This is a genomic window from Rubricella aquisinus (assembly GCF_014199445.1).
Classification (GTDB): Bacteria; Pseudomonadota; Alphaproteobacteria; order Rhodobacterales; family Rhodobacteraceae; genus Rubricella; species Rubricella aquisinus.
This window is the reverse complement of the sequence record NZ_JACIJS010000003.1, coordinates 222060-234195: the sequence shown is the minus strand read 5'-3', so window position 1 is coordinate 234195 and position 12136 is coordinate 222060. Positions and strand designations below refer to the sequence as shown.

The window sequence follows — 12136 nt, the reverse complement described above, 5'->3', positions numbered from 1 at the left end:
CGGCTTTGGAAACGAAACGCAATTCACCGTGTCGTTAGATAGCAAGAATGTGAACGCAGCGCACCACCCATTGCAAGAGCCAGCCAGTTCACGTCAGGTAGAGCCATCACATTTCAGGACGCACCCATGCTCGACAAATCCATGCGCAAAGTCATCGACCCTATCGTGAACCGGATCGGGGCGGGGCTGGCGCGGCTGGGATTTTCGGCAAATGGCATCACGCTGATCGGTTTGGCGCTTGGCTTGGCGTCAGCGGGTGCGGTGGCAATCGGCGCATTTGGCTGGGCGCTGGTGTTGTTATTGTTGGGCCGGTTGGCCGATGGGCTGGACGGAGCGGTTGCACGCGCCACCCAGAAAACCGATTTCGGCGGATATCTCGATATTGTCTGCGATTTTCTGTTCTACGGCGCGTTTCCGGCGGCATTCGTACTTTACGATCCGGGGCTGAACGGCGCGGCAGGGGCGTTTTTGCTGACCAGTTTCTATTTCAACGGCGCGACATTCCTCGGCTTTGCCATCATGGCGGAAAAGCACGAAATGGTGACGGACGCGCGCGGCACCAAATCACTGTATTTCACCGGCGGGTTGCTGGAGGGGACGGAAACGATTGTATTTTTCGTCCTCCTCTGCCTGCTGCCGCACTGGTTCGCGCCACTCGCTTGGTTTTTTGGCACGTTGTGCTTTATCACCGCGACCTCCCGCATCCTGTTGGCGCGCAAGGTGTTTCCGCATTAACGCGCGCGCTGCACCATGCCGAACAGATCCCGCGGATCGTCCGGATCGGCCAGCATGTCAAGCTCGACGAACGCACCTGTCCGCGCCAACTGATCGCGCAGATAGCGCAATGCCGAAAAATCCTCGATCGCGAAACCAACGCTGTCAAACAGGGTGATCGCGGCCTCAGACCGCCGCCCGGTGGCCTGCCCTGTGATCACCTCCCAGAGTTCTGTGACAGGATGATCGGGTGCAAGTGCCTGAATTTCCCCCTCAATCCGGGTTTGCTCAGGATATTCGACGAAGATATCGGAGCGGTGCAGGATATCCGCGTGCAGTTCCGTCTTGCCCGGACAATCGCCGCCGATTGCGTTGATATGCACGCCTGCCCCGACCATGTTGTCGGTCAGGATCGTGGCATATTGCTTATCGGCGGTGCAGGTCGTGATGATCTGTGCGCCAGCGACCGCCTCTTGACCAGACGTGCAGGACGTCACCTTGAGCCCCGATCCCGCGAGGTTGCGCGCGGCCTTTTGCGTGGCGCGCCTGTCGATATCAAAGAGCCGGACTTCCTCGATCCCGCACAGCGCCTTGAACGCCAATGCTTGGAATTCGCATTGAGCCCCATTGCCGATGATCGCCATCACGCGCGCATCCCGTGGGGCCAGATGCTTTGCCGCCATGGCCGATGTCGCCGCCGTGCGCAGCGCGGTCAGGATGGTCATTTCGGTGAACAGCACCGGATAGCCATTGCTGACCTGCGCCAACACACCAAACGCGGTCACAGTCTGATAGCCAGCGGCGGTATTTTTCGGGTGCCCGTTCACATATTTGAAGCCATACACCTCCCCGTCGGAGGTCGGCATCAATTCGATCACCCCTTCCTTGGAATGGGATGGAATGCGCGGTGTTTTGTCAAACAGCGGCCAGCGGCGGAAGTCATCTTCGATATAACCCGCGAGTTCGATCAAAAATCGTTCAACGCCAATGGCATGCACAGTGCGCATCATGTCCGCCACACTGACAAAGGGCACCATGGCGAGGCGGGAGGGGGAGAGATCTTGCATCAGTAGCTCCTTGTCTTTCGGTCAAGGACCGTGCGGCCCATCAGGCTCGCAGTAAGGTCCACCATCAGTTTGGCCGTACGGCCCCGCAGATCGAGAAACGGATTTAACTCCACCAGATCGAGGGAGGTCACAAGCCCGCTGTCATGCAGCATTTCCATGATCAGATGCGCCTCCCGAAAGGTCGCCCCTCCCGGCACGGTGGTGCCGACAGCGGGCGCGATGTCGGGGTCCAGAAAATCCACATCAAGGCTCAGATGTAGCCGACCATTCACCGCCGCGACATGGCTGAGAAACGCGCGCAAGGGGGCCGCGATGCCCTGCTCGTCAATCGCGCGCATGTCGTGGACAGTCACCCCCGCGGCCGCGAGCCGCAGGTTTTCGGCCCGATCCACCGACCGGATGCCCATCATGCAGACATTCTCTGCCGGGACGGGGGCCGTGGGTGTGTCGAGTGCCGGGGCAAACCCGTCCTGCCCGGTGAAATAGGCGACGGGCGTGCCGTGCAGGTGCCCGCTTTCCGTGCTGTCGAGCGCATGAAAATCAGGGTGCGCGTCCAGCCAAAGCACAAATTGCGGCTGACCAAGGGCGGCGGCGTGCTGTGCTACCCCCGCAACCGTCCCCGCCGCGAGGCTGTGATCCCCACCGAGGAAAATCGGCAAGCCATCTTTCGACGCATCTGCCGCAGCAACCGTCAGCGCGTGCGTCCAGCTTACGAATTCCGCGAGGTTCTCGACGGCATCATTGGCGTGCGGCATCGGCGCCGGGACGGCAATCGCCACATCCCCCCGATCCTCAACCCGATGGCCGAGCGAGGTCAGCGCCCCCCCAAGCCCCGCCGTGCGGTAGGCCGCAGGGCCCATCACACAACCCGGCTGGCCCGCGCCAGATTGCACCGGCGCCCCTACCAGAATGCAGGTTTTTTGTGACATCGCGAGTATCCCTCATCATCTTCTGCGGTCCATGATGATGAAGGCGGCAGTCATATTTGAGTGGTAAGTTGCCCATTTCGCAGCTAACTTTGGGCAAAATGTATAATGAGTATCAGCAAAATGCCAATTCGTGATGAGACTGACCTGAAACTGATCTCCGAATTGCGGCGCGACGGGCGGGCGGCGATCTCCACCCTTGCGGGGCGGCTCGGTGTGGCGCGGGGGACGGTTCAGGCGCGGCTGGATCGGTTGGTTTCAGATGGCACGATCCGCCGCTTCACCATCGACACGCGTGGATCGGAGGATGTGAACGCGATCCGCGCCATCATGTCGATTGAGATACAGGGGAGTGCGGCCCGCGCCGCCACCCGCACCCTGCGCGGTATGCCGGAGGTGACGGCCCTTCACACCACGAATGGGGCGTGGGATCTGATTGCGGAACTGCGCACGGACAACCTGCCCGCGTTCGACCGGGTGCTGCGGGATATCCGCAGCATTCCCGGTGTCCTGAACAGTGAAACAAGCATTCTGCTGGACACGATCTGACGCCCGCATCCAGCAGCGTGATTTAGCCGCCGCGATTGGCGATCAGGTCATCCACCACGGCGGGTTCTGCCAAGGTTGACGTGTCGCCAAGGCTGCTCACGTCATTTTCTGCGATCTTGCGCAGGATACGGCGCATGATCTTGCCCGAGCGGGTTTTTGGCAGGCCCGGTGCCCATTGGATCACATCGGGCTTCGCAATCGGGCCGATTTCGGTGCGAACCCAATTGCTCAATTCCGTGCGCAAGGCATCCGTTGGCTCCACCCCGTCCATGAGCGTGACATAGCAGTAAATGCCCTGCCCCTTGATCTCATGCGGGTAGCCGACCACGGCCGCCTCCGCCACTTTCGCATGGGCGACGAGGGCGCTTTCGACCTCTGCCGTGCCCATCCGGTGACCGGACACGTTGATCACGTCATCCACCCGGCCCGTGATCCAATAGTAGCCATCGGCATCCCGCCGGCAGCCATCGCCGGTGAAATAATAGCCCGGATATTGGCTGAAATACGCGTCATAGAACCGCTCCGGGTCACCCCAGACGGTGCGCATCTGCCCGGGCCAGCTTTGCTTCATGCACAGCACGCCCTCGGCTTCGGTCGTGGTGATCTCCTCCGCCGTTTGCGGATCAAGCACGATCGGCTCCACGCCGAAAAACGGTGTCGTGGCAGAGCCGGGTTTGGTCGCGGTCGCGCCGGGCAGCGGGGTCAGCAGGTGACCGCCGGTTTCCGTCTGCCACCATGTGTCCACGATGGGGCATTTGCCCTTGCCCACCACGTCATTATACCAATTCCACGCTTCCGGATTGATCGGCTCCCCAACGGTGCCGAGGATGCGGATCGACGACAGGTCATGTTTTTCGACAAATTCCGTTCCCTTGCCCATTAACGCGCGGATCGCGGTGGGCGCAGTGTAGAACTGGTTCACCTTGTGCTTGGCGCAGACTTCCCAGAACCGGCCCGCATCGGGATAGGTCGGCACGCCCTCAAACATCAGCGTGGTCGCCCCATTCGCAAGCGGGCCGTAGACGATATAGCTGTGGCCGGTGACCCAGCCCACATCGGCGGTGCACCAGAACACGTCCCCGTCATGATAGTCGAACGTGATCTCATGGGTCATGGAGGCATAGACGATATAGCCGCCAGAACTGTGCACGACGCCCTTCGGCTTACCTGTTGAGCCGGAGGTATAGAGGATGAACAGCGGATCTTCGGCGTTCATCGGCTCTGGCGGGCAGTCTGTCGCCGCTGCCTCCATCATCGCGCCAAGGTCATAGTCGCGCCCCTCAACCCAAGTGGTCTGACCCCCCGTATGCTTTGCGACAAGGCATTTGACATGATCCTCACAGCGCAGGAGTGCCGCATCGGCATTGGATTTGAGCGGCGTCACGCGCCCGCCGCGCGGGGCATGATCGGCGGTGATCACCACCTTCGCCTCACTATCATTGATCCGGTCCGCCAGCGCATCGGGGGAGAAGCCCGCAAACACGATGGAATGGATCGCACCGATCCGCGCGCAGGCCAGCATCGCATAGGACGCCTCGGGGATCATCGGCAGGTAGATCACCACCCGGTCCCCTTTCCCGACGCCCAACTCCTTGAGCACATTGGCAAAACGCTGCACCTTATCATGCAGTTGCGCATAGGTGATGTGTTGCGCGGGTGTGTCGGGGCTGTCCGGCTCCCAGATGATCGCGGTCTGATCAGCGCGGGCGGGCAAATGCCGATCAACGCAATTCGCACAGACATTCAACTCGCCGTCATCAAACCAGCGGATATGCAAATCCTCCTTGGCGAAGGACACATCGCGCACATTGGTATAGGGTTTGATCCAGTCGATCCGCTTGCCCTGTTCAGCCCAAAAGGCGATGGGATCAGCGACAGAGGATGCATACATCTCCTCATATTTGGCCGCGTTGATATGGGCGTTCGCCGCCATTTCGGGCGACGGTGGATAGGTTTTATCGGTCATAAGACTCTCCGCGTATTGGCATGGGGCGCCCGGTCATGAAACCGAACCGCCCCTGTTGCTGAGTGCGCACTCCCCGGTCAGATGGCCAGATATTCCTTACGCAACTCTTCATTGTCCAGCACGTCTTTGGCCAGTCCGTCATAGACGACCTGACCCATATCGAGGATCACGGCACGATCCGCGAGCTTGAGTGCGGCAACCGCGTTCTGCTCCACGATGATGGTGGTGATGCCGAGGCTTCTGATCTCCATCAGGGTCTTTTCAATCTCGTGCACGATCACGGGGGCAAGCCCCTCATAGGGCTCATCGAGCAACAACAGCTTGATGTCACGGGCCAGCGCCCGCCCGATGGCGAGCATTTGCTGCTCCCCGCCCGACAGGGTGGTGCCTTCCTGTTTTGCGCGCTCCCCGAGGCGGGGGAAAAGCTCGTAAATGCGCTCGATGGACCAGCCACGGGGCGGCGCGATCTGCGCCAGCTTGAGGTTCTCCTCCACCGTCAGGCCCTGAATGATCCGCCGATCCTCGGGCACCAGCGCCACACCGGCGCGCGCGGCCTGATGGCTGTTCATCTCATGGAGCGGCTGATGATCAAGCCACATTTCCCCATGGGTCACCATCGGCTCCCCGATCCGGGCGATGGAGCGCAGGGTTGACGTTTTGCCTGCCCCGTTCCGCCCCAGAAGGGCAAGGATTTCCCCCTCATGCACATTCATGCTGACGCCCTGCACGATATAGCTTTCCCCGTAATAGGAATGGATATCCCATGCCGAGAAATAGGCGGGCGCGTGCGAGGCGTGGTTCGCGTTCATGTTGACTGCTTGGTTCATGGTCTTTGTCCTCGCTTAATGCGCCGTCGTGCCGAGATAGGCTTCCTGCACTTTTGGATGGCCTTTGATGTTGCCCGGCTCGTCCTCCACGATCACATGACCCTGCGCCAGAACGCTGATCCGATCCGCGAGGGAGAACACGACATGCATGTCATGCTCAATCACGACGAAGGTGATGTCCATCTCGCTCGCCAGCCGCTTGAGAAGGTCGATCATGTTGTTGGTGTCGGCGCGCGCCATGCCCGCCGTCGGCTCATCCAGCAGCAGCAGCTTGGGCTGCTGGACAAGGCACATCGCCATTTCCAGCCGCCGCTTGTCGCCCCGCGACATGGCAGACGCGACCGTATCAAGCTTTTCGCCAAGCCCGACATTGACCAGCATTTCCTCCGCGCGGGCCCGGATGTCCTTTTCATCGGAAATCCGCTCGAACGGATGGAGTTTGAATGCCCCGTCCCGGCGGGCAAAGGCGGGGATCATCGTGTTCTCGATCACGGAGAGATCGGTGAAAATCTCCGGCGTCTGGAACACGCGGCTGACACCCGCCTGATTGATCTGGTGCGGTTTGAGCCCCAAGAGGCTTTTCCCGTCGAACATCACCGTGCCGGTATCGGGGATCAGTTTCCCGATGAAACAGTTGAGCAAGGTGGACTTGCCCGCCCCGTTCGGCCCGATAATGGCATGAACGGTGTTTTCCTGCACGTTGAGGTTCACGTCGTCCAACGCCTGAAGGCCACCGAAGCGTTTGTTGACGTTTTGGACTTCAAGAATTCCCATGGATCCCGTTCCTTATTCTGCCGGTGCCGGGGCTTCGCCCGACTTGTCCGTTTTCTTGGAGCCAAAGCGCCGCCCGATCCAACCTATGATGCGGTTCGCGCCCTCGATCAGCCCGCCGGGGAGGAAGATCACCACCGCCATGAAGATCAGGCCGAGCGACAGGTGCCAGCCCTTGCCCACGAACGGATGCACGATCGCAACCATGAATTCCGTCAGCCCTTCGGGCATCCACAGGAACCAGCTCTCCACGACCTGATCGTTCATCCGGGAGAAGATGTTTTCAAAATACTTGATCACACCCGCGCCCAGCACCGGACCAAGCAGCGTCCCTGCCCCGCCAAGGATCACCATCAGAACCACCTCACCCGAAGCCGTCCACTGCATCCGCTCCGCACCGGCCAGCGGGTCCATCGACGCCATCAGACCACCCGCAAGCCCAGCATACATGCCAGAGATCACGAAAGCTGCAAGCGTGTAGGGCCGCGTGTTTACACCAGTGTAGTTCAGGCGCGTCTGGTTCGTCTTGATCGCGCGCAGCATCATCCCGAACGGGGAGCGGAAAATCCGCAGCGCGACATAAAACAGCGCGATCAGCAGCAGACCACAGACGTAATAGCCCACGTTGAATTGCAGCTCCATGCCGATGAAATTCACCGTCCAGGTGTCATTCATGTAAAGCCCGAACAGACCCGGCGTCGGCAATTGACCGGCCTCGTAAGGCGCGTCCAGGATGCGCGGATCGTCGAGCGCAAGCTGAAGCCCGGTCTCCCCCGCCGTGATCGGCGTCAGCACCGAATAGGCAAGGTTGAACGACATCTGTGCAAAGGCCAGCGTCAGGATAGAGAAATAGATGCCAGAGCGGCGCAGGCTGACATAGCCGATGATAAGCGCGAACAGGCCGGAGATAATCACCGCCAGGATGATCGCAGGGATGATGTTCATGCTTAGCAGCTTGAACATCCAGACTGCGGAATACGACCCAACCCCAAGGAAGGCCGCGTGCCCGAAGGACAGATACCCGGTCAGACCAAACAGGATGTTAAAGCCCACAGCGAAGATGCCAAAGATGGCAAAGCGCTGCATCAGGTCCGGGTATCCCGCGCCCAAGGGGGCCAGAAGCAAGGGTGCCGCCAGCACCATCACCACGATCAGGGACATCAGAACGGTGTCGTTGTTGCGGATATTGTTCAGCATGGGGCTTACTCCTCCATCATGCCCTTGCGACCCATGAGGCCACGCGGACGGGTAAGCAGGATGACAACTGCGACGAGGTAGATGATCACCTGGTCAATCGAGAAGCCGAGGAGGAAGTCCTTGACCTCACTCATCGCGGCAAAACTTTGCATGATACCGAGCAGGAAGCCCGCAGCGACCGCTCCGGCGAGCGATCCCATGCCGCCCACAACCACCACCACAAAGCAGAGCACGAGGAAATCCATGCCCATGTGATAGTTCGGCGACAGGATCGGCGTATACATCACACCCGCAACCCCAGTGATCACTGCCGCAAGGCCGAACATCGCCGTGAACCGCTTATCGATGTCGATACCGAGCAGGCCCACGGTCTCCCGATCCGCCATGCCCGCCCGCACCACCATGCCGAAGGTCGTGTAGCGCAAGAAGGCGAACACACCGCCAACTACGATCAGCGCAAAGACGAAATAGACGAGCCGCCACATCGGATAAACAACCGTAAACTCCGCCATGCCAAGCCACACGCCCACATCGACAGACCCGACAAAAGAGCTGGGTGCCGGGTTCGGGATCGGGTTCGCACCGAAAATCTGCTTGATGATTTCCTGCAACACGATGGCAAGGCCGAAGGTCACGAGAATCTGATCGGCATGGGGGCGCTTATAGAAATACTTGATCAGCCCGCGCTCCATCGCGATGCCGACCGCGATCATCACCGGAATGGCAAAGATGATCGACCACAGGACCGAATATTCGATCAGCGATGTCCCGAATGTGCCGAACCACTTTTCGACATAGGGGGTGCTGACCTTCATCGGGTTGCCCAGAAAATCGGTCCGGGTGGGATCGATCGTCTCAAAGGAGAAGGAAAAGATGCGGTTGAGCACGATCGCGCAGAACGCGCCGATCATGAAAAGCGCGCCATGGGCGAAATTCACCACCCCCAGCGTGCCGAAAATCAGGGTCAGGCCAAGGGCGATCAGCGCATAGGCGCTGCCCTTGTCGAGGCCATTCATGAATTGGAGCAATACGGCTTCCATCGCGCGCATCCTTTCGAAAACTGTCAGCAAAATGGGGCCGCACGCCCCGTTATGTGCCTGAGGATCGGCCCCGCTTGGAGGCCGATCCGGTCATACCTTGCGGTAAGGTGTGATTATGCGCCCGGGTTGCAGGTGCCCAATGCGCCGCCCGCGAATTGCGGGTGATCCGGTGCATAGGTGACCTGGCTGACCGGGGTGATCTCGACGATTTCGAGAAGGTCGAACTCGGAGGTCGGGTTCTCTTTACCCTTCACGACAAGCACGTCCTTGAAGCACTGGTGATCTTCGGCGCGATAGAGCGTTGGACCATTGCCCAGCCCGTCGAACTCGAACCCTTCGAGCGCCTCGACAACCGCGCAGGGGTTGAACGAGCCAGCCCGCTGAACCGCATCCGCATAGAGGAGCGTCTGCACATAGCAGGTATGCGCCGCCTGAGACGGCGGGAAGCCGTATTTGGTGCCGAAGGACCGGACGAACGCCTTGGAGCCTTCATCCTGCAAGGACCAGTGCCAGTTGGTGGAGCCGAAGATGCCCTTCACGTTGGCGCCTGCGCCCTTCGCCATCAGGCGGGAGTAGAGCGGAACAACGATCTCGAAGTTCTTGCCGTTCACGATCCGGTCACGCAGACCGAACTGCACCGCGTTGGTGAGCGAGTTCACCATGTTCCCGCCGTAGTGGTTCAGAACCAGAACATCGGCGTCGGAGTTCAGAACCGGCGCGATATAGGCGGAGAAGTCGGTCTCTGCCAGCGGGGTGAGAACCGTGTTCACGGTGTTCCAGCCCATCGCTTCGGTCGAAGTCCGCACGGCTTCTTCCGTGGTGTAACCCCAGTTGTAATCCGCGGTCAGGTGATACGCGTTCCGGTCCTTGCCGTAGTTTGCCTCAAGCACGGGCGCGAGCGCCGCACCGGACATGTAGGAGTTGAAGAAGTGGCGGAAGCCATTGGCCCGCTTATCCTTACCGGTGGTGTCGTTGGAGTGGGTCAGACCCGCCATGAAGATGACGCCCGCATCCTGACACAGCGCCTGCACGGCCACAGCCACACCAGAGGACGAGCCGCCGGTGATCATGATCGCGCCATCTTTTTCGATCATCGCGCGTGCAGATGCCCGTGCGGCGTCGGATTTGGTCTGGGTGTCGCCGGTCACATACTCGACCTTACGGCCCAGAATGCCGGTGCCGTCCAGCGCCTGCGAGGAGAAGGTCGGCAGCATGCCGCCATCACCGCCGCCGTTCAGATGCTCGACCGCCAGCTCGTAAGCGCGCAATTCGTCAGCACCCTCATCCGCATAGGGGCCGGATTGCGGCACGTTAAAGCCAAGCGTCACGCTCTCCGGTCCGGGGGCGTTGGTGAAGCCGGAATGGCCGCCAGCATGAGCACCGCTGAAGAAAGTGGGTGTCGCCAGAGCCGTCGCACCGAGTGCGGCACCGCCCTTAAGTACACCACGACGTGTTGTTTGATCCGACATGCGTTTCCTCCCGTCAATGTCGTTATCCGTGCGTCTATTTTTGGATTTGCACGGGGCCTCTGCGATAGAGTGACCTAACGGCATCGTGAGGTGTCGGTGTGAAAAACGCAATAAACCATTGCTTATATTGGTTTATTTTGTCATAACTTGTGAAGGTTGCGGTGCAACATAGTCATAGATTTTACATTGCACTGCGCAAAGCCATTGGGAAGTAAGGAGAAATCATGCGCGGATCATTTGCTGGCCTTCGCATCCGCGAACGCAGGCGCGCCTTGGGCCTCTCCCAAACCGCCCTTGCCGAGCGGGCCGGGATTTCACCAAGCTACTTAAACCTGATCGAGCACAACAAGCGCGGAATCGCGGGTAAGGTGCTTTTGTCCCTCGCCCGGGAGCTTGATCTGCCGCCATCCGCCCTCTCCAAGGAGGCGGAGCTTTCGCTTATCGGGGATCTGCGGCAGGCCGCCGCTGACATGCCCGTCGATCAGGCCGAAGCGGACGTGACAGAGGAATTCGTCAGCCGCTATCCCGGTTGGGCGCGGCTCGTGAACACCCTGCACGGTCAGGTCCGCGCCCAGCGCACCGCGATTGACGCGCTGTCCGACCGGCTGACCCATGATCCGTTTTTGCAGACCACATTGCATGAGGTTTTGACGCGCATCACGGCGGTGCATTCCACCGTCGAAATCCTCGCCACCGTGCCGGATATCCCGGACGACCAGCGCGCCCGGTTCCTGCGCAACGTGAATGACGAAAGTGCGCGGCTCGCCAATGTCGCCCGCGAGTTGACCCAGTATTTCGACGATGCGGTGGAGCAGGATCAGCCCACGACCCTTCCCGATGAGGAGGTCGAGCGGTTCTTTGCCCAGCGGCAAAACCGGGTGCCGGAACTGGAGGCCGAGGCCGCCGACACCAGCACCATCACCGAATTGCTGCAAGCCTCCGAACTCAGAGGAGAGGAGGCGCGGCGGCGCGCGCAGACCCGCCTGTCCGCCTATCTGGAGGAAGCCCGCGCCCTCCCCCTTGAGCCATTTCAGGCCGCCGCGCGCAAAACGGGTTACGATGTTGCGGCCCTTGCCCGGCAATTTGGCCAGCCGATCCCGATGATCTTGCGCCGTCTGAGCCGGTTGCAGCGGCGCGGCGGGGCGGGGCCGTTGTTCGGTCTGGTGTCGATCAATGCGGCAGGCCATCTGGCCGAACGGATCGCCCTGCCCGGCTTTCCCATCCCCCGGCATGGAGCGGCCTGCGCGCTTTGGCCAGTCTACCAATCGCTCGCCCAGCCCGGGCGGACGGAGCGCCATATCGTCGATCTGGCGACGGGGGGGCGATTTATCACGCTGACCCATGCCAATTATGCCGATAGCGGCACGGTCGGCCTGCCCGGCCCACTGACCTCCACCATGCTGATCGTGGACGCAGGCGACGCGGCTGGCACCGCGCTCACCACCGGTCTGGCCGAAAACACCCCCGCCGTGGCTGCCGGCACAGGCTGCCGGATTTGTCCGCGTCCCGCCTGCGCATCGCGCGCAGAACCCGCAATCATGACCGCGCAAATCTAGGCCCGCCCGCGCCGCTACGGGAAAAGAGATTGAAACACCGCCCCGCCCGCCGTT

General features: G+C 60.7%; 11 protein-coding genes. 3 read left to right on the top strand and 8 right to left on the bottom strand.

The window, feature by feature from the left end:
- Positions 1 to 126: 126 nt before the first annotated feature.
- Complete coding sequence (locus FHS89_RS06070) at positions 127 to 735, top strand: CDP-alcohol phosphatidyltransferase family protein (RefSeq protein ID WP_184009572.1); 609 nt, start codon at positions 127 to 129, stop codon at positions 733 to 735.
- On the opposite strand, the gene FHS89_RS06065 is transcribed toward FHS89_RS06070, so the two are convergent.
- Both FHS89_RS06065 and rocF read right to left on the bottom strand, forming a co-directional pair.
- Positions 732 to 1781: an ornithine cyclodeaminase gene (locus FHS89_RS06065; protein ID WP_184009570.1), complete on the bottom strand. Its 1050-nt coding sequence runs from the start codon at positions 1779 to 1781 to the stop codon at positions 732 to 734. The genes FHS89_RS06070 and FHS89_RS06065 overlap by 4 nt on opposite strands.
- Entirely contained in the window at positions 1781 to 2710 is a 930-nt protein-coding gene (gene rocF, locus FHS89_RS06060) for an arginase (protein ID WP_184009568.1), read from the bottom strand. The genes FHS89_RS06065 and rocF overlap by 1 nt, the downstream gene beginning before the upstream one ends.
- 120 nt (positions 2711 to 2830) lie before the next feature.
- Between rocF and FHS89_RS06055 the strand changes: the two genes are divergently transcribed.
- The gene (locus FHS89_RS06055) at positions 2831 to 3256 is read left to right on the top strand and encodes an Lrp/AsnC family transcriptional regulator (RefSeq protein ID WP_221229285.1); all 426 of its coding nucleotides are present in this window, start codon (positions 2831 to 2833) and stop codon (positions 3254 to 3256) included.
- Between the two features lie 22 nt (positions 3257 to 3278).
- Here FHS89_RS06055 and acs read toward each other — a convergent pair whose 3' ends face one another.
- The 6 genes from acs to FHS89_RS06025 form a co-directional block, all read right to left on the bottom strand.
- Positions 3279 to 5222 (bottom strand): acetate--CoA ligase, encoded by a 1944-nt coding sequence (gene acs / locus FHS89_RS06050; protein WP_184009565.1) that lies wholly within the window; start codon positions 5220 to 5222, stop codon positions 3279 to 3281.
- A 77-nt stretch (positions 5223 to 5299) separates the two neighbouring features.
- Complete coding sequence (locus FHS89_RS06045) at positions 5300 to 6049, bottom strand: ABC transporter ATP-binding protein (protein WP_184009564.1); 750 nt, start codon at positions 6047 to 6049, stop codon at positions 5300 to 5302.
- A gap of 15 nt (positions 6050 to 6064) precedes the next feature.
- Positions 6065 to 6823 carry an ABC transporter ATP-binding protein gene (locus tag FHS89_RS06040; protein ID WP_184009563.1) on the bottom strand — a complete coding sequence of 253 codons (759 nt, stop codon included), beginning with the start codon at positions 6821 to 6823 and terminating at the stop codon, positions 6065 to 6067.
- Positions 6824 to 6835: 12 nt separating this feature from the next.
- Positions 6836 to 8017: a branched-chain amino acid ABC transporter permease gene (locus FHS89_RS06035; RefSeq protein ID WP_184009562.1), complete on the bottom strand. Its 1182-nt coding sequence runs from the start codon at positions 8015 to 8017 to the stop codon at positions 6836 to 6838.
- A 5-nt stretch (positions 8018 to 8022) separates the two neighbouring features.
- Positions 8023 to 9057: a branched-chain amino acid ABC transporter permease gene (locus FHS89_RS06030; RefSeq protein WP_184009561.1), complete on the bottom strand. Its 1035-nt coding sequence runs from the start codon at positions 9055 to 9057 to the stop codon at positions 8023 to 8025.
- A gap of 113 nt (positions 9058 to 9170) precedes the next feature.
- Complete coding sequence (locus FHS89_RS06025; protein ID WP_184009560.1) at positions 9171 to 10526, bottom strand: substrate-binding protein; 1356 nt, start codon at positions 10524 to 10526, stop codon at positions 9171 to 9173.
- A 224-nt stretch (positions 10527 to 10750) separates the two neighbouring features.
- Between FHS89_RS06025 and FHS89_RS06020 the strand changes: the two genes are divergently transcribed.
- Positions 10751 to 12082: an XRE family transcriptional regulator gene (locus tag FHS89_RS06020; RefSeq protein ID WP_184009558.1), complete on the top strand. Its 1332-nt coding sequence runs from the start codon at positions 10751 to 10753 to the stop codon at positions 12080 to 12082.
- Positions 12083 to 12136 lie beyond the last annotated feature (54 nt).

Bases quoted from the DNA above. Each gene is read 5' to 3' on its own strand.
- FHS89_RS06055 (WP_221229285.1), top strand. From the start codon at position 2,831: ATGCCAATTCGTGATGAGACTGACCTGAAACTGATCTCCGAATTGCGG.
- rocF (WP_184009568.1), bottom strand. From the start codon at position 2,710: ATGTCACAAAAAACCTGCATTCTGGTAGGGGCGCCGGTGCAATCTGGC.
- FHS89_RS06040 (WP_184009563.1), bottom strand. From the start codon at position 6,823: ATGGGAATTCTTGAAGTCCAAAACGTCAACAAACGCTTCGGTGGCCTT.
- FHS89_RS06065 (WP_184009570.1), bottom strand. From the start codon at position 1,781: ATGCAAGATCTCTCCCCCTCCCGCCTCGCCATGGTGCCCTTTGTCAGT.
- FHS89_RS06020 (WP_184009558.1), top strand. From the start codon at position 10,751: ATGCGCGGATCATTTGCTGGCCTTCGCATCCGCGAACGCAGGCGCGCC.
- acs (WP_184009565.1), bottom strand. From the start codon at position 5,222: ATGACCGATAAAACCTATCCACCGTCGCCCGAAATGGCGGCGAACGCC.
- FHS89_RS06025 (WP_184009560.1), bottom strand. From the start codon at position 10,526: ATGTCGGATCAAACAACACGTCGTGGTGTACTTAAGGGCGGTGCCGCA.
- FHS89_RS06030 (WP_184009561.1), bottom strand. From the start codon at position 9,057: ATGGAAGCCGTATTGCTCCAATTCATGAATGGCCTCGACAAGGGCAGC.
- FHS89_RS06070 (WP_184009572.1), top strand. From the start codon at position 127: ATGCTCGACAAATCCATGCGCAAAGTCATCGACCCTATCGTGAACCGG.
- FHS89_RS06045 (WP_184009564.1), bottom strand. From the start codon at position 6,049: ATGAACCAAGCAGTCAACATGAACGCGAACCACGCCTCGCACGCGCCC.
- FHS89_RS06035 (WP_184009562.1), bottom strand. From the start codon at position 8,017: ATGCTGAACAATATCCGCAACAACGACACCGTTCTGATGTCCCTGATC.